The sequence below is a fragment of the Haliscomenobacter sp. genome (assembly GCF_965225875.1).
In the GTDB taxonomy this organism is placed as follows: domain Bacteria; phylum Bacteroidota; class Bacteroidia; order Chitinophagales; family Saprospiraceae; genus Haliscomenobacter.
Window position 1 is genome coordinate 71,462 of record NZ_CBDDBS010000003.1, and the last position, 24,656, is coordinate 96,117.

20 protein-coding genes are annotated in these 24,656 nt (G+C 45.2%); 16 read left to right on the plus strand and 4 right to left on the minus strand.

Going from position 1 to position 24,656, the window contains the following annotated elements; genetic code table 11:
• Nucleotides 1–5: 5 nt before the first annotated feature.
• The 3 genes from ACO08K_RS20765 (at nucleotide 6) to ACO08K_RS20775 (ending at nucleotide 5,256) form a co-directional block, all read left to right on the plus strand.
• Nucleotides 6–1,724 (plus strand): hypothetical protein, encoded by a 1,719-nt coding sequence (locus ACO08K_RS20765; protein ID WP_421798385.1) that lies wholly within the window; start codon nucleotides 6–8, stop codon nucleotides 1,722–1,724.
• Nucleotides 1,721–3,505 carry a HEAT repeat domain-containing protein gene (locus ACO08K_RS20770; RefSeq protein ID WP_421798386.1) on the plus strand — a complete coding sequence of 595 codons (1,785 nt, stop codon included), beginning with the start codon at nucleotides 1,721–1,723 and terminating at the stop codon, nucleotides 3,503–3,505. The genes ACO08K_RS20765 and ACO08K_RS20770 overlap by 4 nt, the downstream gene beginning before the upstream one ends.
• A 206-nt stretch (nucleotides 3,506–3,711) precedes the next feature.
• The gene (locus ACO08K_RS20775) at nucleotides 3,712–5,256 is read left to right on the plus strand and encodes a DEAD/DEAH box helicase (RefSeq protein WP_421798387.1); all 1,545 of its coding nucleotides are present in this window, start codon (nucleotides 3,712–3,714) and stop codon (nucleotides 5,254–5,256) included.
• Nucleotides 5,257–5,378: 122 nt separating this feature from the next.
• Here the strand turns inward: ACO08K_RS20775 and ACO08K_RS20780 are convergent, their stop codons facing one another.
• Complete coding sequence (locus ACO08K_RS20780) at nucleotides 5,379–6,575, minus strand: carboxypeptidase-like regulatory domain-containing protein (RefSeq protein ID WP_421798388.1); 1,197 nt, start codon at nucleotides 6,573–6,575, stop codon at nucleotides 5,379–5,381.
• Nucleotides 6,576–6,754: 179 nt separating this feature from the next.
• The gene (locus ACO08K_RS20785; RefSeq protein ID WP_421798389.1) at nucleotides 6,755–7,384 is read right to left on the minus strand and encodes a hypothetical protein; all 630 of its coding nucleotides are present in this window, start codon (nucleotides 7,382–7,384) and stop codon (nucleotides 6,755–6,757) included.
• 173 nt (nucleotides 7,385–7,557) lie between these two features.
• Here ACO08K_RS20785 and ACO08K_RS20790 point away from each other — a divergent pair, with 173 nt between their 5' ends.
• The 3 genes from ACO08K_RS20790 (at nucleotide 7,558) to ACO08K_RS20800 (ending at nucleotide 11,998) form a co-directional block, all read left to right on the plus strand.
• Nucleotides 7,558–7,959, plus strand: coding sequence for a BlaI/MecI/CopY family transcriptional regulator (locus ACO08K_RS20790; protein ID WP_421798390.1), 402 nt, complete (start codon nucleotides 7,558–7,560; stop codon nucleotides 7,957–7,959).
• Nucleotides 7,956–10,691 (plus strand): ankyrin repeat domain-containing protein, encoded by a 2,736-nt coding sequence (locus ACO08K_RS20795; protein WP_421798391.1) that lies wholly within the window; start codon nucleotides 7,956–7,958, stop codon nucleotides 10,689–10,691. Before ACO08K_RS20790 ends, ACO08K_RS20795 begins: the two co-directional genes overlap by 4 nt.
• Nucleotides 10,692–10,876: 185 nt before the next feature.
• Nucleotides 10,877–11,998 carry an amidohydrolase family protein gene (locus tag ACO08K_RS20800; protein ID WP_421798392.1) on the plus strand — a complete coding sequence of 374 codons (1,122 nt, stop codon included), beginning with the start codon at nucleotides 10,877–10,879 and terminating at the stop codon, nucleotides 11,996–11,998.
• Between the two features lie 193 nt (nucleotides 11,999–12,191).
• On the opposite strand, the gene ACO08K_RS20805 is transcribed toward ACO08K_RS20800, so the two are convergent.
• Nucleotides 12,192–14,357, minus strand: a complete 2,166-nt coding sequence (locus tag ACO08K_RS20805; RefSeq protein ID WP_421798393.1) for a DPP IV N-terminal domain-containing protein — start codon at nucleotides 14,355–14,357, stop codon at nucleotides 12,192–12,194.
• 309 nt (nucleotides 14,358–14,666) lie between these two features.
• Here ACO08K_RS20805 and ACO08K_RS20810 point away from each other — a divergent pair, with 309 nt between their 5' ends.
• The 4 genes from ACO08K_RS20810 to ACO08K_RS20825 all read left to right on the plus strand — a co-directional run bounded on the left by ACO08K_RS20810 (nucleotide 14,667) and on the right by ACO08K_RS20825 (nucleotide 17,475).
• A complete protein-coding gene (locus ACO08K_RS20810; protein ID WP_421798394.1) occupies nucleotides 14,667–15,149 on the plus strand; it encodes a PA2169 family four-helix-bundle protein in 483 nt (160 codons plus the stop codon).
• A 19-nt stretch (nucleotides 15,150–15,168) separates the two neighbouring features.
• A complete protein-coding gene (locus ACO08K_RS20815) occupies nucleotides 15,169–15,873 on the plus strand; it encodes an OmpA family protein (protein WP_421798395.1) in 705 nt (234 codons plus the stop codon).
• 99 nt (nucleotides 15,874–15,972) lie between these two features.
• Nucleotides 15,973–16,569, plus strand: a complete 597-nt coding sequence (locus tag ACO08K_RS20820) for a porin family protein (protein WP_421798396.1) — start codon at nucleotides 15,973–15,975, stop codon at nucleotides 16,567–16,569.
• Between the two features lie 48 nt (nucleotides 16,570–16,617).
• Complete coding sequence (locus ACO08K_RS20825) at nucleotides 16,618–17,475, plus strand: universal stress protein (RefSeq protein WP_421798397.1); 858 nt, start codon at nucleotides 16,618–16,620, stop codon at nucleotides 17,473–17,475.
• A 164-nt stretch (nucleotides 17,476–17,639) separates the two neighbouring features.
• Here ACO08K_RS20825 and ACO08K_RS20830 read toward each other — a convergent pair whose 3' ends face one another.
• Nucleotides 17,640–17,795, minus strand: a complete 156-nt coding sequence (locus tag ACO08K_RS20830; protein WP_421798398.1) for a lmo0937 family membrane protein — start codon at nucleotides 17,793–17,795, stop codon at nucleotides 17,640–17,642.
• Between the two features lie 245 nt (nucleotides 17,796–18,040).
• Between ACO08K_RS20830 and ACO08K_RS20835 the strand changes: the two genes are divergently transcribed.
• From ACO08K_RS20835 to ACO08K_RS20860, 6 genes are all read left to right on the plus strand, one after another.
• Nucleotides 18,041–18,712: a porin family protein gene (locus ACO08K_RS20835; RefSeq protein ID WP_421798399.1), complete on the plus strand. Its 672-nt coding sequence runs from the start codon at nucleotides 18,041–18,043 to the stop codon at nucleotides 18,710–18,712.
• Between the two features lie 10 nt (nucleotides 18,713–18,722).
• Complete coding sequence (locus ACO08K_RS20840) at nucleotides 18,723–19,136, plus strand: hypothetical protein (RefSeq protein ID WP_421798401.1); 414 nt, start codon at nucleotides 18,723–18,725, stop codon at nucleotides 19,134–19,136.
• A 76-nt stretch (nucleotides 19,137–19,212) separates the two neighbouring features.
• Nucleotides 19,213–20,319, plus strand: a complete 1,107-nt coding sequence (locus ACO08K_RS20845; RefSeq protein ID WP_421798402.1) for an AI-2E family transporter — start codon at nucleotides 19,213–19,215, stop codon at nucleotides 20,317–20,319.
• Nucleotides 20,320–20,412: 93 nt separating this feature from the next.
• Nucleotides 20,413–20,820 (plus strand): Ig-like domain-containing protein, encoded by a 408-nt coding sequence (locus tag ACO08K_RS20850; RefSeq protein ID WP_421798403.1) that lies wholly within the window; start codon nucleotides 20,413–20,415, stop codon nucleotides 20,818–20,820.
• Nucleotides 20,821–20,850: 30 nt separating this feature from the next.
• Complete coding sequence (locus ACO08K_RS20855) at nucleotides 20,851–22,908, plus strand: OmpA family protein (protein WP_421798404.1); 2,058 nt, start codon at nucleotides 20,851–20,853, stop codon at nucleotides 22,906–22,908.
• An 84-nt stretch (nucleotides 22,909–22,992) separates the two neighbouring features.
• Entirely contained in the window at nucleotides 22,993–24,615 is a 1,623-nt protein-coding gene (locus ACO08K_RS20860; protein WP_421798405.1) for a Na+/H+ antiporter, read from the plus strand.
• Nucleotides 24,616–24,656 lie beyond the last annotated feature (41 nt).

The following is a 24,656-nucleotide window of genomic DNA, read 5'->3' on the forward strand; positions in this document are numbered from 1 at the left end:
AGATTATGATTGCCGCCAGCAATTTCAAGCCATTCCAATTCCCCGTTCAAGTCACCATTGATGGTCGAACGTTGGACTATTTGCTTACTGTGGATGAAATGGGCCAGGTGTTTGATGCTATTCCTACTGTTTTTGAGCTGCCATTGACGGCTCAAAAATTGATATTGGGTGAAACGGATGGGCAGTTGGAGCGAAAAATACGGGCTTATGCGGGTTTGCTCAAATACCTTGTGCCGCTTGTATTGGCGGGTAAACTACCTGATTACCAAGAGCAATTGCATCCTCTGGTTGAAGAAATAAAACAACGGTTAAAAAACAGAGGCTTGCAGTGGGCCGAATTGCCCCTACAGTCAGTTCCCTTTTCATTGACCAGAGAAATATTAGAGGTGTATGGGAAAGGCACTGCATCTTCAGCATTGAAAGCACGTTGGGAGAAATTGGTGTTCATTATTGAAAACCAAGACGGACGGCCTCAGGACGAAGTCCGATTTCTTGGGCTCCACCATGTTAAACTGGCGGCCGATTTTTTTCCAGCTATTACCCCTTTTTTCCAACTTGGTTTTCAGAATGAATTTTATGCCAATTTACGGCATGTCCAATCTGAATCACTAAAAAACTACTTGTTGAAAGAGCTTAATGAACCTTTCAGTAATCCTTATGCAAGTAGCATCATATTTACTTTAGAAAAATACGATCCAGCAGATTTATCCATTTATGAGGCAGTATTAAATTTTTACAAACGAATTGAAAAAAATTTTGGAGAAGGTAGCAATTCTTGGTCCGTTTTGAGCTTCCTCAAACATTATCCACTTCCGCGAACCAAAGAAATATGTTATAACATCCTTCATTTAAACCAATGGCAATCTTCGGTCGACGCAGCGGAAATATTGATGGCCATGGGGGTAAAACAAGAAGAAATTGTAGCACTGCTACTGCCAAATTTTCAATCCGGAAACCCAGATCTTTCTCGTGTAGCCTTTGCCATTTTTGAGGAGCACATTGCTAGTGAATATTTGCCCAGTGCCACTGAAGTACTAGACGTATATGTGAAGGAACTCAGCGCTTATGAGAAATCGTATAGTGTTAACCATATGCCAGCCATCGCCGCCAAAACCGGGGTTCATTTCATAAGCAATCGTTTGTATGACTTGTTAGAACATGAAAACCAACATGTCCGCTTTGGCATCCTTGGCATCATCAATGGTTATTTCGACAAAAGCAATGACCATTTTTTCGATTTTTTGGCACCCCATATGATCGATCGATATTGGAATTTAACTGCTGATCCCGAGGGGAATGTAGCGTGGAGAGCGATAACTTTAGTAGGTAAAATCGGGTTTATGCACAAAAGGGCGGATTACATTGATTATTTGCTAGATATTGGCCTTAATACTGATGACAACAATATCAAAATTACCGTAATAGAGGCCATTAATTTAATATTGAATCGTATTCCTTATCCACACCAGATCGAACCCTTTTATTTGGATGTATTGGAAAACAGTGATTATTATGATTGGGGTTATGCGCTCATTGGGCTGCGGTTTTCGCCTAATCGGGCCTTAAAAACAGACTTATGGAGTAAATACAAAGATCATTCATATCATCACGTTCGCAAAGCTGCGGCAGATTTACGCAGAAGACCCCTGCGTGGGTTACGTTTGCTATTGCGTAGGATTATAATCACCATTAGTAGAATCTGGAGGCCAAATCCTCCTAAATGAATACTTTTCTCATGCAAACCCTTGATTCATTTATTCCTTTCCAATACCCCGTTCAAGTCACCATTGACGGTCGAACGCTGGACTATTTGCTTACTGTGGATGAGACAGGGCACGTGTTCCAAGCTGTACCTGTAGTTTATGATTTACCTCCCGTTGCGCAGAAACTGATTCTGGGAGATTCTCGTGATCTGCTCAACAGGAAGATTCGGGCATATGTCCGTTTGTTTAAGTATCTGGTGCCGCTGTATTTGGCACATAAATTAAGTTTACCGGAAGTAGATATGCTTCCTTTGGCCACTGAGATTCAGCAGCGTTTGCAGGCCAAGAGTTTGACTTGGGCAACTTTGCCCTATGACCCATCAATTTATAATCCTGCAATGAAGGCCATTAGTGTCTTCGGAACCAACAAAAACAATGCGCAGTCATCTTACTGGATTGATGCGTGGGAGGCCATAATCCAGATTTTTAAAAACCTCAACTCAAGGGATAATGACGAATACTTAAGTAGTTTTGGGACTAGGTTTTTTGATGTTGCCAGTGACTTTTTACCAGCAATCACTCCCTTGTTGAATAAAGACGCCCAATACGGTATTTTCAACCAAATTGCATACAAACGTATACGGACCAGCATGATCAAGGAATTTTTGCTGGAAGAACTTGATAACCCTGCTTGCTTCGAATACCTGGATGGCATTCTTAGTGCATTGGCTATTTTTGGATCTGGTGATAAAGATATTTTTGAGGCAGTAGTAAAATTCTATGAACAAAAAAAGGGAGTGATGGGTAGTGCTTCAGATCGCCTGATGGAAGTGCTTATGCATCACCCTTGTGTGCGTACAACAGAAATCGGCTTTGAGATCATTCATCAAAACCATAGCCAGCATGCCTATTACGCAGCGAGAATTCTGATTGAAATGGGGGTTAAACAAGGCGAGATATTAAAGATCATGATGCCTCATTTTGTGGCAGCGGAGCCTGATTCCGCATCTGCAGTATTTTATGTTTTGCGCAATTGTATTACCCCAGAACTCCTTCCAGACTCGGAAGATCTCCTGGATGTTGCTGTACGCATTTTATCTAAGCAAAGAGTAAGTAGTGTTGTTCACAGTGTACCTATAATAGCTAGACAAAATGAAACTTATTTAAAAGTTGATGAATTGTATCAGTTATTAAATCATGAGGCTACCGGGGTCCGGGAAATGGCATTGTTGACCATCCAAGAATTTCACCAAAGGTTAAAGATTGAATTTTATGGAGAAGCGAGATATCTGAATAAGCGAACAAAAATTGATTTCAAACCGTTCACCACACCCCGCTTCACTGAGTGTTATTGGAAACTGGCCCAAGACTCGGATCGAGAAGTAGCCAGAGCCGCCATTCGGGTCCTGGGTATGGTTGGATTTGAACAAAAGCGCAAGGATTACATTGATCTTCTCTTAGGTTTGGCTAAACCAGATTCCAGAAAAGACATTCAGGAGGTAGCAATTGGAGCCATCAACTTCATATTGGAACGTATTCCTTATGCTGCACAAATAGAACCACTTTATCTGTCGATATTGGAAAGTAATCTATATTATGTCAGATCGAGTACGATCTATGGGCTGAGATTTTCACCTGATTTGAACTTTAAAAATGCGCTGTGGATGAAGTACAGAGATGATCAGAATACCAGTGTCCAAAGTGCAATAAAAAATGATCTTTTTAGGGTCCCCAAAAGGAGTTTTCAGGTGAGATTTTACAACATTATCAATTTACTAACCCAATCAAAGACCAGAAAGTAAATAAAAAAGAATTTTGAAAAAATAAATTTGCAAATCCAAAAAACAGTTGTACTTTTGCGCCGCCTTTAGGGCTTAGTGTAACTTTTTGTCTCCTGTACAATTAGCCTACCAATAGCCTGCAAATTCAACAGGCATAATATGTCCAATGGGTCGCGCGACAACTTAGAGAATCACGGATAGTGCGCCCCGGACAGTAACACAACTTAATGAAACAATTGAATTTTTCTGAACTGGCACTGAGCCAGGAAGTGCAAAGCGCGATCAATGACATGGGCTTTGCTACGGCTACGCCTATCCAATCTGAAGCCATTCCTCACTTGCTCAATGGGAAAGACCTGATTGGTCAGGCTCAAACGGGTACGGGCAAAACCGCAGCCTTTGGTATTCCTCTTTTGGAATCCATCGATTGTAGCTCTCGTGAGGTAGCCGCAATTGTATTGTGCCCAACCCGCGAATTGGCGGTACAAGTAGCTGAAGAGCTGCGCAAATTGGCCAAGTACAAAAAAGGTTTGTTCATCTCCACAATCTATGGCGGTGATTCAATCCAGCGCCAATTGAAAGAGCTGAAAAGTGGCCCACAGGTAGTAGTTGGTACACCTGGCCGGGTGATGGATCACTTGAAGCGCAAAACTTTGCGCCTGGAAACCATCGAAATGGTGGTACTGGACGAAGCCGATGAAATGTTGAACATGGGTTTCCGCGAAGACATCGAAAGCATTCTGGCTCAAATGCCAGTAAGCCGCCAAACGGTGTTGTTTTCAGCGACCATGCCTAAACCAATCATGGACATCGCGCGCCGTTTCCAAAACAGCCCGGTGCACATCAAAGTGGTGAAGGAAGAACTGACCAACGCCTCGATTGACCAAATTTACTACGATATTCCTGTTCAGGCGAAAGAACCAGTGATTGCTCGTTTGATCGAATACTACGATTTGCAGCGCGTGATCGTTTTCGCCAACATGAAAAAAACGGTTGACGATCTGACCGAAGGGCTCAACGTACTAGGCATCAGTGCCAAGGCGATCCACGGCGATTTGAACCAAAACCAACGCAACGCGGTATTGACTGCTTTCCGGGCTGGTTCCGTAAATGTACTGGTTGCTACCGATGTAGCTGCCCGTGGCATCGACGTGAGTGCAGTAGATGGGGTGTTCAACTACGACCTACCTTACGACGCTGAGTACTATGTACACCGCATTGGCCGTACTGGTCGTGCTGGAAAATTGGGCAAATCTTTCAGTTTCGTGACTGGCCGCAACGACCGTTACCGCCTGCGCGACATCGAAGATTTCAGCAAAGTACGCATCGAACGCCGCAACGTACCTACGGTACAGGATTTGGCAAAGCAACAGCAAGCCAAATTGTGGGAAAAAGTACTCGAAACGATTGCTGAAGGTGATCTGGAGTCTTATGAAATCATGGCCCGCGATTTCTGCAAAGCCAATGGTTTGGACAGCCGCCAGTTGGCGATGGCCCTGGTGAAAATGGCCATGCCAAACGTAAACGCAGTTGAAATCCCCAACCTGAACGCTGAACGTGAAAGACGCCCAGCCAGAGAAGGTGGCGAACAACGTGAGTTCCGCGGTGGCAATGGTGGTGGCTACAATGGCCCAAGAGGCAACAACAACAACGGTGGCGGTGGCTACAAATCGGGCCCACCAAGAAAAAAAGAATACGGCTCCCCAAAGGGAGATAGTTATGCAGGTAAAAAGCCAGGCGGGAGAAAAAAGTACTCTCGTGAAATGGTGTAAGCCTTAGTGCATACAGAATAAAAGAACAGAGCGGCATTTAACTACGGTTGGGTGCCGCTCTTGTTTTTTAGGAAATCTAAACAATGACACAATAGCAGATTCATTACTTCATGCTCGGGTCACTAGGGAATAAAAGGTACATAGTCGAACGGCAACATGTCACCTAAAAGCTGGGAAGCCCAGTAGCCCTCAAAGTGTACGTGCCCAGGTTCCAGGATAAGCCCAATATGATCCAGTTTTGCCTCTGGTTCTAGCAGCTGCACATAAGTATTCACTGTAACTTTCTGCTCGGCCCGATAGGGATGTGCTTTTTCAAAAGACACCATTAGATAGTCCTTAAAGCGCAAGGATAATTTTGAGGAGCTGGGACTTGTATAAGCCTTTAGGGGCAGTAAGGCCGGCTCAATTTTTTCAATATACTGATCCCGCTCAGCCCGCATCAACAGGCGTTGATGTGGACTGTTTTTATTAACTGCCTGGTAATAGGGCATTCGTTTGAGCGCATTGCGCGCAGTAATTATTTTCTCTTCATCCTGATAGGTAGTGTCAGGCAGCCGTTTGACGCTGCGCACTTCAAATACAGCACGAGCCAGGCTATCCTGATGTAAGGTGCGGATAAAATGCAGCAAGGAGCCTTCGTAGGCCATCCGACGGTTCCTGTCCCAGCGTATATGCTTAGCTCGGGTACCTATCATTGGCGTAAAATAAGGATATCCACTGATGATGAATTCGCGGTTAAGTACATTGTAGCGATACTCAATCAGGGCATAAGTGATCATGTAGCCAAAGGCCTTGTTTTCAATTTTGAGCAAATCGCTGGCACGGGCGCTCATGACCAAGGTGGTGGTGTCGTAAAAAAATTGCAGAACTTCTGGATTCAAAATTTCGCAATCTTCCGCAAAATGGCTGCCCCCAATGACATGACTGATAAACATGTCCAGATTCTTGTACCAGGTTTCACTACGAGGGGCACTTATAGCGAATTCCTTAATGTTTTTGACGATTGGAGACAATTTAAACAGCAAAGTCCGATCGTCTAAAGCCTGGGTGATCGGATATTTCAAGGTTTCATAGCCTACATAAGAAACCACGAGTTCAACATTCAGCCCCAAAAAAGGCAAACTAAAGTAGCCGTTTACATCACTCTGAGATCCCATCGTGGAGTTGTTGTAATACACACTGGCAAAGGGAAGTGGCTCATTGGTTTTTTCATCAACGATACGACCTTGTAAAACTTGATTTTGGGCTTGGGCAGATTCCGGGGTAAACCAACAGATAAGGAGTATAAACAGTAAGAAGGAGTGATGTTTGGTTTTCATAATTAGAAGTTTAAATGTATTCTATTTCAACTCCTAACTATGGGTGACTGTTCGTGTTTTTTAAAAATGGATCGAGGAAATGTAGATTAAAAACCAAAACAACCTGGGGTGCAGAAGTTTGAATGGGACGAAAATAAAAACGAGTCAAATCAGCGAAAGCATAAAATTTCTTTTGACCTTCACTTTTTCATTTCCTTGGCCCCCCTCAAGACATTGTCATCCAGCTTTTCAAAATTTTCCAAAAGGAAAGTTTTTTTATTTTTCTGGTCGTAAACCAGCAAATCACTGTCTGACCAAGAGCTGGTGGTGTATTCATCGACTCTATTCCCTTCATAATACATGTAATACTTGTTGCCTCTTTGCTTCCAGTAAGCTTTTTCCAGCCCCAGGTCTTTCGCAAGCCTTAACTTGTTGTCGTTTCGATTTTCAAAATCTTCAAAAAGGTAAGTTCTTTTAGTTTTTTGATCGAAAACCAGCAAATCCTTACCCGACCAGGCGCTATTGGTGAATTCATCTATTCTCTTGCCCTCATGGTACATAAAGTAATGGCCCTCTTTCTGCTTCCAAAAGACTTCATTGCCAGAGGATGCAGTGTCGGTTTGGCTTACCTCTTCAGTAGAACTTAGAGGGACTTTACTGGTAGAACTGAGATCCGGTTGTCCATCCGGTATTTCTTTCGTTGAGGTTTCCTTTTGTACACCCAATCTATTGATCAGATAAAGCCCTCCAAGGGTTGAAAATGCACCAATTACTGCAGCGATTACAACAGCAATAATGAGGTATCTTCGAAAGATATTAGAGTGGGCCATTTTGATTTCATTTAAGTACGCCTACAAATATATCCTGCAAAGATTAAAATGACAAGTTCAAGTAAGAGTACAACATGGCCAGGCAAAAAAAATATTACGATTGTAATCGTAGTAGCTCTTGCATTATTACGATTGTAATCGTACATTTGCTACGATTACAATCGTAATATCTTATGAGTTTAGAAAATCCACTACCACATCCATCTCAACTTGCTGTTTTACAGTTGCTTTGGGAGAGAGGGCCTCTGACGGTTAAAGAGGTACACGAAGCGCTGACTGCAAACAGCGAAGAACCCATCATTTATACCACTGTCCTTAAAACGATGCAGGTCATGCTCGAAAAGGGCATGGTAGAAAGACAATCATCGCTAGGACGAAAGCACATTTATGCGGCGATCCTAAGCCAGGAAAGTACCCAGGACAAACTGTTGGACAGCTTTCTACAACGTTTTGGTGGTTCTGCCAAAAGCCTGGTAATGCGTGCCCTTGGTAACCTTACAACAACCAAGGAAGACATCGACGAACTAAAGAACCTTATCCAAACGATTGAAAACAATCAAAAAACCGAGGAATGATCGAGCACATCTTCTCTCCCGAAATGATTTACGCCCTGGGCTGGACGCTCATTCATACGCTGTGGCAGGGAGCATTATTTGCCTGTTTGCTGGCGGTTACTTTGATCGCCTTGCGGCGTTACAGTGCAGAAGCACGGTATGTAGTAGCCGTTGGTTTGTTGTTCGGATTTTTTATAACCACGGTTTTTACCTTCGTCAATTTGTACAGAAGTAGCACCAGTCCAGAGTTGGCCATACTCCATTTTCAAAAGCAGGTTGAACCTAAAAACAATATTGGTAAAGATCTAGCGGCTAAAGTGCAAACTGAACTAGCCCAGGAGCAAGGAGACAGCAGAATAACAATTTCCTTCCAGGAGCGCATGGTTAACTACTACAATGAAAATCTACCCTTGATTGTGACCCTTTGGTTGCTGGGCGTGATGGTCTTGTTTTTGAGATTGTTGGGGCAATTGGCCTACGTGCAACGCCTGAAGGTATACGGAGTTGCACATTTTCCGGCCAGTTGGCAAGACAAATTGCGGGAATTGGAACAACAGCTGGACTTGCACCGGGTCGTACAATATTTTTTATCCTATCGTGTCGATTCTCCCATGGCCTTTGGCTGGTTGCGCCCGGTGGTGCTTTTCCCAGCTGGCCTTTTTAAAACCCTTGATGATACCCAAATTTATGCCATTCTCGCGCATGAGCTTGCCCACGTAAAGCGGAACGATTTTTTGGCCAATTTGCTGCAACGCCTCTTGCTTACCTTATTCTTTTATCATCCTGGACTGTGGTGGATGTCGGCTCGAATCGAGGAAGAACGAGAACACAGTTGTGATGATTTAGCTGTTCGGATGACCAAACAGCCCATCGGATATGCCAAAACATTACTTCACCTAACTGAAACACAAATGAATAAATCATCCGTAGCGATGGGGTATCAAGGAGCGAACCCATCGAATCGCAAAAGTTTTAAAGCCAGGATCACCCGGCTGTTGTCCAATTCTCTAACCAAAGCTTCCTTTAGTGAAGGGATTACAACTGCCTCTATTTTGGGACTGACACTGGTCATTGCCGTAATTGCCAGCGCCTATTCTCCGTATACTTCCAATTGGATAAAAGTAGATATCAATGGCCGTGAGAGCAAAGTTGCCAGTACTGAAAACTTTGATCAAAAGCCAAAATCAGGCCAATCTACAGTGATAGCAGATCAAAAAAACCGAAGTACGTCGGCGGCTGATCCAGAATTTGAATTATTCATGGAAGCCATCAACGACGGCAATTTAAAGCTGGTCAAGCATTTTTTGGAAAAAGGCGCGGATGTGAATGGATTGGATGATAACGGCTTTACACCACTAATGATGGCCGCCAGCGAAGACCAACCCGAAATAGCTCAGTTGCTCATTGACAAAGGTGCGAAGGTCAATTTTGTGAACGCACAAGGTTGGACCGCCCTGACTGAAGCCGCCGATGAAGGGGCTTACGCTACGGCCAAAGTGCTGCTCAATGCCGGTGCAGATGCCCATTTAAAAATCAACAATGGAGTCTCACCCCTTAAAATGGCCGCTTCAGAAGGCCATGCTCAAATCCTGCAATTGCTCATCGACAAAGGGGCAAAACTCTCAACCATTACCGAGGGGCAGCCTCCCTTGCATGCAGCTGCCGAAGAAGGTCAACTCGAAGTGGTAAAAATGCTGCTGGGCATGAATGCGGACCTTGGCCAGGTGGATGAACACGGTCGTACTCCCTTGATGTACGCGGCAGAAGAAGGCCAATTGAGTGTGGTTCAGTTCCTGGTAGAAAAAGGTGCTAAAGTCAATCAACAAGATAAACAAGGCCGCACAGCACTTTCCTACGCTGCAGGTGAGCGCCAAACCGAGGTCGTACGCTTTTTACTGGGAAAAGGGGCAGATTTGGCTTTGTTGGATGAAAATGGAAATTCTGCCTTGGATTTCGCCGCCCGGGAAAATGCGGGAGAAGTGGTGAAAATCCTGTTGAACACCAAAGAAGGCGCCAAACAACTAAATGGGAACGCGAGCATCCTGGTAAATGCCAGTGAAGAAGGAGCCTTGCCCGTAGTGCGCCAATTGAAAGACGCAGGAGCAAATGTAAATGCTCCTGATGAAAATGGAACGACGCCTCTCATGGCAGCGTCTGAGGAAGGGCAGGAACAGGTGGTACAATACCTGCTGAGCGTAGGTGCTGAGGTCAATGCAAAAAACAAGGAAGGATGGACTGCACTTGCGTTTGCAGCCAGAGAAAACCAACCTGAAGTGATTCAGTTTTTATTGGCAAAAAAAGCCGACCTTGAAGCTCATTGCACCTATCGCTCTATAAGCTCCTACGGCAACCGCAACAAACCGACCAACCTTACCTTTTATCAAGGCTCCACACCTTTGATGATTGCCGTAGAGGAAAATGCTGCGGAAAGCGTCAGAATTTTACTGGAAAACCGGGCCAACGCCAATATAACCATTGGCAAGGCGAAATTGGAAATTCCAGCCAATTATGATTGGAAAGCTGCCTACGCCATTAACCCTAACGACCCCAACTCGGTACTAAAGCCCGAGTACAATACCCAGGGCTGGACGCCACTTATGGAAGCGGCAGAGCGGGGTAATGAAACGATCATTAAACTATTACTGGCAGCAGGAGCGGACGCCAATGCCAAAACCAGCACCGGTATGACAGCTGCTTCGGTGGCTCAAAAGGCGGGCAATGCGGCGATTGTTCAATTGTTGCAGAAACGTTGATACAAACTACACTATTGGGCATTTTGCTTCTAGAAAACAAAAATTTCCTGTAGGGTGAATAAAAACTTATTTCAATGCCACTAAAAACAGCATCCTTAACCACTGCATTCATTTTACTTTTACTTGTAGTAGCAAATGCTCAAAATCAAAAACCCACAAACAGAATCGCTGTAACTGCAAAAAGGATGATTGACGTCCGTTCCGGCCAGGAAATTCCAGATGTAGTTGTATTTATTGAAAAAAATAAAATTACCGGAGTAGGCTCCAGGCTCAAAATCTCAGACACGGTACAAGTTATTGCTCTGGGCGATGTCACCCTTTTGCCAGGTCTAATTGATGCGCATACCCACCTGTTGCACCAATATTACACCAGATATGGCGACGACAACTCGAACAGGCTACTGGAAATGATTCAGCTCGGGCCGGCCAAAAGAGCATTATTGGGGGTAAGGTTAGCCCGAGAAATGTTGGAAGCTGGCTTTACCACTGTACGCGATTTGGGAAATTCCAGCATCAACGCCGACATCGCCTTGAGAGATGCCATTAACAATGGTGATGTGCCTGGGCCACGAATGTTTGTTTCCACCAGGGCGATTTCTCCGGTGGGTGGTCAATTCCAGGCGGTGACACCAGAGGCTCAACAGTTGTTAAACCAGGAGTATGTGCAAATAAGTGGTGTAGAAGAAGCCCGGAAGGCTGTACGACAGGCGATTTATGATGGTGCCGATTGTATAAAGGTTATCGCCAATTCGGGTTCCCGCAGACTGTCCTTAGAGGAAATGAAAGTGATTGTAGAGGAGGCGAAACGGGCCAACTTGCCCGTAGCCGTGCATGCCACGGATGGGGATGGCCCTGCAATGACCGCGGTTGAGGCTGGAGTGAGTTCTATTGAACACGCCTATACCGTTTCGGAAACGGTCCTAAACCTAATGGCCAAAAAGAATATTTTTTTGGTTCCAACTGATGCAGCTGGTGTGCCAAAATATCAGGAAAGAATCAAAAGAGCCCTCAAAGCTGGGGTGCGGATCGCCATTGGTTCAGATCTGTATTATGAATATCCAAGCAAGACCCGGGGTCAAATGAGTGCCGGAATGTATAAAACATATGTAGCCTCTGGAATGAGTGCTATTGAAGTATTGCGTGCTGCAACCCTTAACCCTGCTGAGTTAATTGGCAACAGCTTCATAGGAGCCATTGAAGTGGGGCGTTTTGCAGATATAATTGCAGTGAAGGGAAACCCAATCACGGACATCAGCGAGTTGGAAGAGGTGGTTTTTGTGATGAAGGATGGAAAGGTGTATAAGTAATCAGGTATTAGTCGCTTTGGAAGAATGGAAATAAGAAATAAAAATGAGCATATGCACGATCTCAAACCCCTCCCCGAAAGTTTTAGACTTTCGGGGAGGTAGAGCAATGTAACGCTGCTTGACCTCTCCGAAAGTCTAAAACTTTCGGAGAGGGGCTCTATGATTGTGCGCAAATCCTTGATTTTCAAATCACCTACTCCACCCTAATCTTAAACTCCTTCGGAGGCTCCGCCCCCAGCAAATGTTTCACAAAATAATCCCAACGCTTCCGCATCATGTAAAAGCTATCCGCTCCATAACCATGCCGGGCATTTGGGAAAATCACTAGGTCAAAATCCTTATTCGCTTTGACCAGAGCATCCACCACCAGGTAGGTATTGTATGGCGGCACGTTGTCGTCCATACCCCCGTGGGCCAGCATCAGCTTGCCTTTGAGATTGGCTGCAAAATTTTGATTGGCTTGGTTGTCGTAATTGGTTTTGCCTTGGGCATCCTTCACCAAAAGGCCGATGTAGCGTTCGCCCCAGTCGTCTTCATAGTTGCGGTTTTCGTGGTTGCCCGATTCTGAGATACCTACTTTGTAAAAATCTGGATAACGGAATAGTGCGGCAGCTGTAGCATATCCACCGCCCGAATGCCCCCACATGCCTACCCGGTCCAGGTCCAGGAATGGATGTTTGGCGGCCAATTGTTTGAGCCCGGAAATTTGGTCTTCCAAGGTGTTGTCGCCCATATTGCCATAACACACATCGTGAAAAGATTTGGAGCGGCCGGGGTTACAAGTGCCATCAATCACCACCACCACAAAGCCCAACTCTGCCAGAGCTTGGTGATCACTGCGGGAAGCACTGAAAGAACGGCTACCTACACCACCACCTTGGGGGCCAGGATAGATGTAATTGATGATCGGGTACTTTTTGCTTTTATCCAGGGTAGTTGGCGTAAACATCAAACCGTACAAGTCCCACTTGCCATCGCGGGATTTTACCGTGATGGGTTCAGGCGCTTTCCAGCCGCTGGCCACCAACTTGGAGAGGTCGGTTTTTTCCAGGGTAGCAATCAAGGCTCCGCTCATGTCTCTCAACACACTCACTGGCGCGACATCCGGTTTGGAATAATTGTCGGTAAAGTATTTGCCATCGGGCGATAAAGTGACGTTGTGGTTGCCATCTTCGGGAGTCAGCAAGTGGACAGTTTTACCTCCAAAATCAACCTTGTAAAAATGGCTGAAATAAGGATCTCGACCTTTCTCCCGGCCATTGGCCAAAAAGTAGAGCATCCGGTTTTTTTCATCCACTTTCAACAAACGGGTAATCACAAATTCCCCTTTGGTGATTTGTTGCTTCAGTTTTCCGGTAGTGGCGTCGTAGAGGTACAAATGGCCCCAGTCATCCCTTTCGGAATACCAAAGGATTTCATTGGAGGCAGGCAGAAAACGCCAGTTCACGCTTCCCTGACCACTTTCAAATTGGGTGGCTACTTTTTCTTCAAAAATGGTTTTTACCTCGCCAGTTGTGGCGTCGGCAATGCGCAAGATTGCTTCCTTATGGTCGCGAGAGCTGGATACAAAAGCCAATTTGCTCCCATCCGGGCTCCATTCGTTGTCATCAAAAGAACCAGAGCAAGCAATGTCATCACAGAGGGTGCCTCTGCGTGCATCCGCAGGCATTTGTAAGCGAATGATTTTGCGATTGTCCACTTCAATGATGACCCGCTGAATTCTGATGATGTCTTTATCCACCGGAAGGGGGTATTTCCAGGCCTCCAGTTTTGGCGTACCCACATTGGTAGACACCAAATACATGTCGCTGACATGCCGCTGATCCTGCTGGAAAGTGGCTATTTTTTTGGAATCGGGCGACCACAATACCACAGGGCGCTCACTGTGCCGCCATCCAGCGTTGTCGGTGGCATAGCCAAAATCTTTGATGCCATCGGTGGTGAGCTGGGTTTCTTGCTTGGTAGCAACGTCTTTGACCCACAAATTCCAGTCTTTGATAAAAACGGCTTTTTTCCCATCTGGTGAAAGTACTTCCGGGCCTCCACCTCTACGGCCCATACCCATGGGGCGTTCGGTGGCATCAGGCACCAAGGACTTCAAATCAGCGGCAGTTTTTCGGCTGCCATCAGCAGGGTTGATCAGCACGTACTGATTGCCACTTGCGGTATTTGTGGAGTACCACAATTTGCCATCGGGCAACCAATTCGGGTTCACATTGCTGTTGTAAACCAATTTGGAGGTGTTACCCGCTAAAAATTTGACGGCCTGCTCGTAGTTGGCCGCGGTTACATTCTGCTGGGCAAATCCGGCTATTGCTATAAAGCTCAGGATTGCCGTAGCAAATAGACTTTTGTTCATTGTTATAGCTGGTTTTATTCTGTTTGAGGCGAACTGCTTTAAAAGGTAAGGGCAGATCGGGCGTGAATTTAGTGATTTTTATTAGTGAGGTAAATTTAGCGTCAAGGTTTGACCGTGATCTGCCATTTAAAAATAGGTCAATTGTGCTGTTTTTGCTCCATAATTCCCCAAAATGGGGAAAAGCTTCCCGCCCTTTGCCTGAAATCCCCTCTTTTCCACCCTGGCTTCATTTTTTTACTTTCCTCATCGAAGCGTGTAATGCGTGAATGTTTAACGGGCTGGGAAAGACCCAAGCAAAAACTAAACACGATGAGGCAAAAAAGGAACTGGATTGATGCGCTGAATGAATTGGTTCGCGTCAATTACGATCGGGTATCTGAATATGAAAAGGCTATTCAGGATGTTGAAAACGAAGATGAACGATTGGTGACCCTCTTCAATCATCACGCCAGTATGAGCCGCCTCAATGTGCACGGATTGCGCCAACTTATTTTTTCATTTGGTGGGGAACCCATTATGGACCCAATCATGCGTGGCAAGTTGCTGCGGGTTTGGATGGACTTCAAAGCTTCCTTGTTTGGCAAAGACCGAAAAGTGGTTTTGGCCAACCTGGAAACCAAAGAACTGAAAGTACAACAAGCTTACGATGATACCCTGGAGCAACACCCTGAGTTCCCTTACCGGATTCGCCTTGAATTGCTCAAACAACGGCAATTGTTGAGAAGCGCCTGGTTCAGTATTCTAGACGCTTCATTGGCACAAACCGATGTTGAAGAAATAATCCATCATTAAACCAAAATACCCTTGTGTGATGAAAAAAACGATCTTTTCTGTAGTGCTTGCAGGTGTACTATTGGCGGGATGCAGTAGTGCGCAAAAGGCACAAACCACGCAGAATCAAAAATCCAAAATGAATAAAACTGAAAAAGGCGCCGTCATTGGTGCTTCTTCAGGAGCAGTAGTTGGAGCCATCATTGGCAATCGCAGCAGAAATACAGTAATGGGCGCCATCCTGGGAGCTGCCGCCGGAGGTGCAGTAGGCGCGATCATTGGCAACAAAATGGACAAACAGGCCGAAAAAATGAAGCAAGCCCTGGGCAATACTGCTACCGTTGAACGGGTTGGTGAAGGCATCAAATTGACCTTCAACAATCAAATCTTGTTCGATTTTGGCAAAGATGACCTCAAAGCAGCCAATAAAGACAACTTGAGGGAATTTGCCGAAACCTTGCAAGCCAACCCAGGTACCGACCTGCTCATCGTAGGCCATACCGACAATGTTGGTTCGGACTCCTACAATCAGGCCCTATCAGAAAAACGCGCCGCCGCAGTTTCCAATTTCCTCGCTTACCAAGGTGTGAAAAACAATCGCCTCAGCATCATGGGTCAAGGTGAAAACCAACCCGTAGTGGCCAATGACACGGAAGCCAATCGGGCCAGAAATCGTCGCGTGGAAATTGCCATCGTTGCCAATGAGCAAATGAAAGAAGAGGCGAAAAATGAGATACGGCAATAATTACCAAGGTTTTACGCCTTGTCTAGATAGATTTTATAGGTATAGGTTTCCTTTTAAACTAGACCCCACCTTTTTTTTAACCCACTAAAACCAACAAACATGCAAACAGCAGCAAAAAATATCCTGTTGAGCCTGACTTTGGGCTTGATGGTTTTCACAGCAGTGAATTTAGGTGCACAAAGTACCTTCGGTATTCGTGGTGGTTTAAACGCGAGCAACATTTCCTTCGACAAATTGTCAGAAAGAGGCGAACGTCTTGGTTTTCATGTAGGTGTATTTGCGGATGTACCCGTAGTACCCGATTTCTTTTCCTTACAACCTGAATTGAGCTATTCGACCAAAGGAACAGCCTACGATGTGTTGAATGAGCGCCAGTCCCTGAACATGAGCTATGTCGATTTTCACTTACCCGTAGCATTCAAATTGTCTACCGTCGATTTGCAGGTGGGACCATTTGCTTCTTACCTCATTTCCAAGCCCGATTTTACCGTATTTGATGAAAATAGGGTAGTGGTCGATGCTTTTAATGCCTTTGATGCCGGACTTACTGCTGGACTCAGTTTTAACTTCAACAAGGTACTGTTGGGGATTCGGTACAACCAGGGTTTTGTAAATGTGAGCAAAGACAATGCCGAGACATTGTTGGGCAAAGGCAAAAACGCGGTTGGCCAAGTGTCTTTGGGCTATCGGTTTTAATGCATTGGACTACATGTATACCATTTTTCTTCACCAAAAATTGCCAGCATGAAAAAGATCAGAAATATCCTGGTGCCAACCGATTTTTCGGTCAGTGCACGCAATGCTTTCCACTATGCCCAAGGCCTGGCGGAAGCACTGGACGCCCAACTCACGGTGGTGCACGTCAAGGAATATTTTCTTCCTACATCTGAATTGAGTATAACGCCTCTTTTTGAACTCGAAGAGGAAAAAATACTCGCGGAGGCCATTGATAGCTTCATTAGTGAAGAAAACACCCCGGAGGATGCGGAGGTTATGACCGCTACAAAGGTTCAAACTCGAATTTTGAGGGGTGATCCGGTGACCCGCTTGATTGAATTGTCGGAGGAAGAAGACTGCGATTTGATGGTTGTTGGCACTAGCGGGGAACACGATTTTTTTTCAAAAATCTTTGGTACCACTTCGCTTAGCCTCGTCAATAAAGCCCATTGTCCGGTTATTCTGGTACCTGTCGACGCAGCATGGACACCGATCAAACGCCTGATGTACGTCAGCAATTACGACGCGATGACTCCGGAAATGATTCGGGATGCAGCCACTTTTGCCCTGGGGGTCAAGGCCATGATTCACTTTGTGCATGTGCCGGATTCGGGTTCAGAACAAGAAAGTAATGCTGCCCAAATTCTCTGGGAACAACTGTTTACTTTAACCGGGCCAAACATGCCTTATCAGGCTACTTGTGTGTTTGGACAAAATCTTGTTGCTGAATTGGCCAGTTACAGTGAACGGCAAGGGATAGATTTGATGGTTTTTGTGAGCAAGCAGCGCAGTTTTTGGGAAGCTCTTTTGAGCAAAGATATGGCTCAAAACATGGCGCTGGCCACGCATACACCCATGATGGTGATGCATTTGAGTGAGAAGTAAGCAAAAAAATAGGAATAGGAAGTAAACTAAGTGTTCAACATTGGAGGCCAATCAATAGAATTGTTACAACGAAAGACAACCGTATGCAAAAACAGTGCTCAATTAGGAACCCCCTCCTTCTGTCTTCAATTCGGTCGCTTCCATTGCAACAATTCTATTGGTCTTTATATCGCTTTATTGCCACTGATGAGTCGCAGGATTATTGCAATCACTGCAATCACCAACAGTACATGGATCAGACCCCCGGCGTTAAAACCGATGAACCCAACCAACCAGGCAATGACTAAAATTATCGCTACAGTATAAAGTAGGTTTCCCATGATCTTGGCACATTTAATGATGTGTTGAGAAAAAGATTACGCTGCAAAGTTGGGGCTTATTGAATTCCGATGCATTACACAATTCTCGGTATTAGTTACATAATTCACAGAGTATCAAAACCAAAAAAGTAAGCAATGCCAACCAAAATGTGTGAAAGATGTAACACTCCATCACCATTGTGTAACACATAAAGCCTAAAAACAGCCCACCTTTGTATTATAAACTCACCATAAAATTTATGAACATGAATAACTTAAGTAAAAAAATTGCAACAGTAGTGATTGCCCTACTGCTATTGATTTTTAGCAAGCTTGAGGCTCAAAAAATGGAATTTGGTTTGCGTTTTATGCCCACTTTCTCTTCTTTCGAGGTCTTTACGCCGGGCAATGGCCGACAAGTTGGAGATTACACCAATGGCTATGGATTTGGTGCCATTCTGGGCTACAATTTCACGGATCATGTCGGTATTCAGGGAGAATTGATTTACAGTGCTATTGGCCAGAAATACACCGAGGTTGATGTAGAACGGAAGATCAACCTGAGATACGTCAACATCCCTCTTTTGCTTTCAATCAATACCGGGAAATCAAAGGTGGTCAATTTTAACCTGGTCGGAGGCCCACAGATCGGAATCAGTGTTGGAAGCGGCATTTTTACCTCCAATGATGGTGTTGACAATTCGGACGCAGTACTGGCGGTAAAAAAAGGGGACCTGGGAGTTGCCTATGGAGCAGGCCTGGATTTTGGGGTAAACTCGGAGCGTACCATCCGGATAGGTTTAGGATTCCGGGGTGTTCAAGGTTTGTTTGACATCAGTGACAACAACGCTACCCTTTCAACGAATGGGTACTACCTGCTGGATCGCTCTAAAGTAAAAACATATGCTGTATATGCGGGGCTTTCCCTGTTGTTTTAAAGGCATAAACATGGGACAATCACCTCCTTCAGTGCACAAACTATACCAGGACTACGGCGTAAGGCTTTATGTCGTAGCCCTGGAAATTGCACCGGATCAAGCCGCTGCAGAAAAAATACTCACTGAGACCTTTGTCAAAATCCACGAACAGCAATTGGTACAGCTGAACGAACACCCACCTCCCATTTATATCACGTTGATCAAGTTGCTTTTACAAATCGCACACCAGCACCTTTACACCGATCAAACGAAGTGCAGTTTTAAACTAAAACAGTTTGAACATACCCCCTTGTTGCAAAAATTGATAGGTGAGCAAATCAGCCTGGAAAACTATTGTCAAGAAAACCAACTCAGCCGAGCAGAAGCTGCCAAAGAGATACGTAAGGAAATGCTGTCAATACGTAAAGTAAAAAGTGAAAAGTAAAATGCATACTTCGCAAGAGCACCAATAAATCCATAAAATAGGAACCTGCTCAACTCAACTACTACTCAAAATGGAAATGAATACCTTGATTAGATTGCCTTTTTATGCGAAGGCTTCTTTGCTTTTGATCGGTTTGTACCTTTTTACCAGCATTCTTTTTATTGCACAAGACATTATTCTCCCCCTAGTTTATGCCACCATTATTGCCATCTCGATTAGCCCAGGCGTCAATTTTTTGGCCAGAAAAAAAGTCAATCGAACCCTGGCTATTTTTGTCGTGCTGATTGTGGCAATGCTGCTGATCGTTGCATTGATCCTATTAATCGTCACTCAAGCCAGTCTGATGGGGCAAGCCTGGCCCCAATTGTTGGATAAATTTGAATCCTTACTCAATCAAGGCATTGCCTGGGCTTCAGGCTTTTTTGACATCAGCATTCAACAAATCAATGCCAGGATTGCCAAATCAAAAGCAGAACTTTTGAACAACAGCGGTGCGGCAATTGGACTTACCCTAACCACCATGAGTGGGGTATTGGCTTCCATTTTTTTGACCCCGGTGTACATCTTCATGATTTTGTATTACCAGCCCCATTTGATCGAGTTTATCCATCGCTTATTTGGCGTAGACCACGACAATAAAGTGAGCGAAATCCTGAGCGAAACCAAGGGTATTATCCAGGGTTATCTCGTGGGGCTTTTTGCCGAATTTGCCATAATTGCGGTGCTCAACACCTTGGGATTGCTGGTGCTTGGGATGCAATATGCCATTTTATTGGGCATTCTTGGTGCTCTGCTCAATGTCATTCCCTACCTCGGTGGGATCATTGCCATGGCGCTCTTTGCGGCAATTGCCCTGGTGACCAAATCTCCGGTGTATGTGTTGTATGTCATCCTCCTTTATACGCTGATCCAATTAATCGACAACAATTACATCGTTCCCAAGATAGTAGGCTCAAAGGTCAAACTCAATGCCCTGATTTCGATCATTGTTGTCATTGCCGGAGCTGCCCTTTGGGGGATTCCGGGCATGTTTCTTTCGATTCCACTAACCGCGGTTGTCAAATTGATCCTGGACCGGATTGAACCCTGGAAGCCCTGGGGGTTTTTACTGGGCGATACCATGCCTCCCTTGGTCAAATTGGATTTGAAATTTAAAAAAAAGGCAGCCAAAATGCGTGAATGATGTAACTCTTGTAAGGATTTGTGTAAGGTGTTTTAACTGAAAATCAATGATATTTGTATTGTGAAAATTCTTTCACTATTAAAGTTTATGAAATTGAAAAAGAGAAAACTACTGACCATTTTAGGCATAGTTTCGGTTTTTTTATTTGTGGGTTGCCAAAAAGATGATTTTGAAGAAATCGTCGGACTATGCCCAAGCATCACGACTAGCAACCCTCTGGCGGGTGCCGTTGATGTGCCACTGGACAACAGCATCACAGTGAAATTCAACGAAAGAATGGACCCCAGCACCATCAACACTTCCTCATTCACTTTGCTGCAAACCTTAAGCCCGGTGGCTGGAACGGTGACCTACACAGATTCCACGGCAACATTTAATCCCTCCAGCAGCTTATTGGCGAATAACAGTTATACTGCGCGCTTGACCACGGCAGTTAAGTCGCTTAAGGGCAATGCCTTACAAAGTGATTATGTGTGGAGTTTCAGAACGGGTGTTTTGTAGACCAGTGTACCCTAAACCAAAAAAATGCAAATGAAAACGAACAATAAAAAGAGAGGCTGCAAGTCAGCGTTAGACCAAAGGCTGAGTATAAAAGAGTTGATCTTTAGCACGGTTTTATGGATTGCCATACCCATGCTGGTGCAGGCTCAAGAAACAAGCACCTTTTCACCATCCCCAGTGCGGATCGGGATAGCAGCAGGCGCCAATTTTAATTTTTACCGGGGCTCGACCCAAATGTTGAATCCAAATTTTACGGCACCAGTTGCTTTTAATTATGCGGATGGAGTTGGCTTTTTCATCGCCCCTTTGATCGAATATGTGCACCCAACCAGTGGTTTGGGCGTTGCGCTACAAGTCGGTTTTGATGGCCGTCAAAGTGCGTTTAACGAGGAGATTACCCCCTGTAATTGCCCGGCTGGTCTGACCACCAAGTTGAATTATGTGACAGTGGAACCCACTTTGCGGGTTGCCCCATTCGCTTCTAATTTTTACTTGTTCGGCGGCCCCCGCATGGCTTTCAATGTGGACAAGTCTTTTACTTACAAGTTGGGGAAAAATCCAGCTTTTCCCGATCAGGCCCCAACACCAGATGTAAAAGGAGATTTGAGCGATGTTACGCCTACCCTGGTGTCGATGCAAGTAGGTGCAGGCTACGACATTCCGCTCTCTGCTGCTGAACACCCCATGCAAGCTTTCCTATCTCCCTTTGTTTCGTTCCAACCTTATTTTGGTCAAAAGCCACGCTCAGTCGAAACCTGGAACATCACCACCTTGCGGGTAGGCGCAGCCCTGAAATTTGGCCACGGCACCAGGAACCCAAGTTCTACTACTACCATTACCTCGCCTCTGCCTGCTACGGAAAATGTGGTCGCGGTTGCGGACCCACAGATTCAGTTTTTTGTGAATTCACCCAAAAATATACCCGTAGAACGCCGGGTGAGAGAAACCTTTCCCCTGCGTAACTATGTGTTTTTTGATTTGGGTTCAACCGAGATTCCTGACCGCTACATGTTGATCCGGAAGGACCAGGTCAAAGACTTTAAGGAAGATCAATTGGAAGTTTTTACCCCTAAAACGCTGGACGGCCGTTCTGCTCGTGGCATGGCGGTGTATTACAATCTTTTGAACATCCTGGGTGACCGGATGGGCAAAAATCCAGGTTCCGCGATTACGTTGGTCGGTTCCTCAGAAAAAGGCCCGGAAGATGCCCGAATGATGGCAGAATCGGTTCAACGCTATCTGGCTGATGTATTCAACATCAACAATTCCAGAATTGGCATCGAAGGCCGGAGCAAACCCAGCATCCCCTCCGAACAACCTGGTGGTACACTGGAGCTCGAATTGCTCCGGGCAGGTGACCGCAGGGTCTCCATCGTGAGTACCTCACCAGCGTTGCTGATGGAATTCCAAACCGGACCAGAAGTTTTTTTGAAGCCAGTGGAATACACCGCAGTTCAGGAAGCCCCCTACGACAGCTACGTTACCTTTTATGTGATGGGTGGCAATGAGGCTTTGAATTCCTGGTCGATGGACATCAAAGATGACAACAATAGGGTGCAAAGTTTTGGCCCTTATACCCGTGAAAATGTAAGTTTACCCGGGAAAACCATTCTGGGTACTCGCCCCAGTGGTCACTTCAACGTTACCATGACCGGGAAAACCAAAACGGGCAAAACCGTCACCAAAGAGTCCGCGGTAGACATCGCACTTTGGACTCCCCCTACCAATGAAGAAGGCATGCGCTTCAGCGTCATTTACGAATTCAATGAATCAAAAGCCATCTCCATTTATGAAAAATACCTCAATGACGTAGTCATTCCCAGAATACCCCAGAATGGAATGGTGATCATTCACGGCCATACCGACATCATTGGTGACGATGCTTACAACCAAAAATTGTCCATGGCCCGCGCCAACAATGTCAAAAGTATCCTTGAAAGTGGTTTGCTGAGAGCAGGCAGGAACGATGTAAAGTTCCAAACCTCTGGCTCTGGCGAGGACGAAAGTTTGTCCCCATTTGCAAACAAATACCCCGAAGAACGCTTTTACAACCGCACCGTAATCATTGACATCATTCCCCGGAACTAGAAGCTATCCTTGGAGTTTTGAGATAGCTTCTTGTCAATTGATGAAAATGCCTATACCAGGAGGTTGTCTACAATTTAGGTGTAGATGGCCTCCTTATTTTTTAACTATGTTATGCTGTTGAATAACTTACTGCTCATTATTGTGCTGTTGATGGTGGTTTCTCTCTTTTCCATGTTGAGCGAGAAATTGCGGATTTCCTATCCCATTTTTTTAGTGATTTGTGGTTTGTGTATCGGGTTTATCCCCAAAGTATTAGACATTGCCCTGGAACCAGAGCTGGTGTTCCTCATTTTTTTACCTCCACTACTTTACGCTGCTGCCTGGAACACCTCCTGGAAAGATTTTTGGGCCTTGCGCAGGCCCATTGGCTTATTGGCCTTGGGCCTGGTGATTTTTACTTCCTGTGCAGTCGCCGTTGTAGCTCATCTTTTGATTCCTGGTTTTTCCTTAGCCTTGGGCTTTTTATTGGGCGGCATTATTTCACCACCGGATGCGATTGCCGCGACCTCAGTGCTGGAGAAATTAAGCATTCCCCGGCGAGTAGTCAATATTTTGGAAGGAGAAAGTTTGGTCAACGATGCGGCGAGTTTAATTGTGTTCCGCTTTGCTTTGGCGGCTGTATTGACGCATAAATTTGTTTTACTCGAGGCTGGGCTTGATTTTGTAATTGTGGTCATCGCCGGGATTTTGGTCGGCTTGGCCATCGCCATATTCATATATGCAGTCCACCGTTTTTTACCTACCACCGCAAGCATCGACACGGCCATTACCCTGATTACCCCTTACCTGATGTACGTTACAGCTGAGCATTTTCATTTTTCGGGCGTATTGGCGGTGGTCAGTGGCGGCCTTTTTCTCAGTGCACGTTCCACCGAAGTGTTTTCATTCAGCACCCGACTACAATCACAAGGGGTATGGGACACCCTGGTCTTCTTGCTCAATGGGGTAGTTTTTGTACTGATTGGCCTTCAGCTTCCCTTAATTTTAAAGAGCCTGGACCCAGCCACCATACATCATGCCATTTATTACGGTGTCACCATCAGTATCGTGACCATATTCGTGCGCATCATCTGGGTTTTTCCAGCTGCTTATTTGCCCCGATTGTTGAGCAAAAAAACTAGGGCAAAGGAGGCCGCCCCCGACTGGAAACCAGTTTTTATCATTGCCTGGAGTGGGATGCGTGGCGTGGTATCCCTAGCTGCGGCTTTATCGATACCGCTTACCCTGAGTTCTGGCCTCGCTTTTCCCCAACGCGACCTGATTCTCTTCATTTCCTTTATTGTCATCCTTTGCACTTTGGTATTACAAGGTCTGAGCTTGCCACTTTTAGTCCATGCATTTGGCATGGAAAGCAATGACGATAAAACCGAGCAGGAATTGGAAATTCAAATGCACCTGGTATCCAGTGTTTTGGCATACATCAAAACCCGCTATAGTGAAGAAATTGAAACAGATCATGCTTTTGGCGTGCTGAAAAGGCGCTATGAACACTTAATGAAAACCCAACAAAAACAATTGTCGGTGGAGGAAGATATGCCCTCTTACATATTTGCCTATCGGGCTGCGCTGTTGGAATTAATCGAAGTTCGCCGAAAAGCTTTGGAAGAAATGAGTGCTGATAAAAAGTACCCCGACGAGCTGATCCGCAACATTGAAAAGAGAATTGACCACGAAGAAGCGAGCTTAAGTATCGCTTTAGAAAAATAAGTGGGATATATATAACTCTTCTCTTGGATAGTGTAATGCTT

Excerpts from the sequence above, each read along its gene's own strand:
- ACO08K_RS20765 (WP_421798385.1), top strand. The coding sequence starts at position 6 with ATGATTGCCGCCAGCAATTTCAAGCCATTCCAATTCCCCGTTCAAGTC.
- ACO08K_RS20770 (WP_421798386.1), top strand. The coding sequence starts at position 1,721 with ATGAATACTTTTCTCATGCAAACCCTTGATTCATTTATTCCTTTCCAA.
- ACO08K_RS20775 (WP_421798387.1), top strand. The coding sequence starts at position 3,712 with ATGAAACAATTGAATTTTTCTGAACTGGCACTGAGCCAGGAAGTGCAA.
- ACO08K_RS20780 (WP_421798388.1), bottom strand. The coding sequence starts at position 6,575 with ATGAAAACCAAACATCACTCCTTCTTACTGTTTATACTCCTTATCTGT.
- ACO08K_RS20785 (WP_421798389.1), bottom strand. The coding sequence starts at position 7,384 with ATGGCCCACTCTAATATCTTTCGAAGATACCTCATTATTGCTGTTGTA.
- ACO08K_RS20790 (WP_421798390.1), top strand. The coding sequence starts at position 7,558 with ATGAGTTTAGAAAATCCACTACCACATCCATCTCAACTTGCTGTTTTA.
- ACO08K_RS20795 (WP_421798391.1), top strand. The coding sequence starts at position 7,956 with ATGATCGAGCACATCTTCTCTCCCGAAATGATTTACGCCCTGGGCTGG.
- ACO08K_RS20800 (WP_421798392.1), top strand. The coding sequence starts at position 10,877 with ATGATTGACGTCCGTTCCGGCCAGGAAATTCCAGATGTAGTTGTATTT.
- ACO08K_RS20805 (WP_421798393.1), bottom strand. The coding sequence starts at position 14,357 with ATGAACAAAAGTCTATTTGCTACGGCAATCCTGAGCTTTATAGCAATA.
- ACO08K_RS20810 (WP_421798394.1), top strand. The coding sequence starts at position 14,667 with ATGAGGCAAAAAAGGAACTGGATTGATGCGCTGAATGAATTGGTTCGC.
- ACO08K_RS20815 (WP_421798395.1), top strand. The coding sequence starts at position 15,169 with ATGAAAAAAACGATCTTTTCTGTAGTGCTTGCAGGTGTACTATTGGCG.
- ACO08K_RS20820 (WP_421798396.1), top strand. The coding sequence starts at position 15,973 with ATGCAAACAGCAGCAAAAAATATCCTGTTGAGCCTGACTTTGGGCTTG.
- ACO08K_RS20825 (WP_421798397.1), top strand. The coding sequence starts at position 16,618 with ATGAAAAAGATCAGAAATATCCTGGTGCCAACCGATTTTTCGGTCAGT.
- ACO08K_RS20830 (WP_421798398.1), bottom strand. The coding sequence starts at position 17,795 with ATGGGAAACCTACTTTATACTGTAGCGATAATTTTAGTCATTGCCTGG.
- ACO08K_RS20835 (WP_421798399.1), top strand. The coding sequence starts at position 18,041 with ATGAATAACTTAAGTAAAAAAATTGCAACAGTAGTGATTGCCCTACTG.
- ACO08K_RS20840 (WP_421798401.1), top strand. The coding sequence starts at position 18,723 with ATGGGACAATCACCTCCTTCAGTGCACAAACTATACCAGGACTACGGC.
- ACO08K_RS20845 (WP_421798402.1), top strand. The coding sequence starts at position 19,213 with ATGAATACCTTGATTAGATTGCCTTTTTATGCGAAGGCTTCTTTGCTT.
- ACO08K_RS20855 (WP_421798404.1), top strand. The coding sequence starts at position 20,851 with ATGAAAACGAACAATAAAAAGAGAGGCTGCAAGTCAGCGTTAGACCAA.
- ACO08K_RS20860 (WP_421798405.1), top strand. The coding sequence starts at position 22,993 with ATGGCCTCCTTATTTTTTAACTATGTTATGCTGTTGAATAACTTACTG.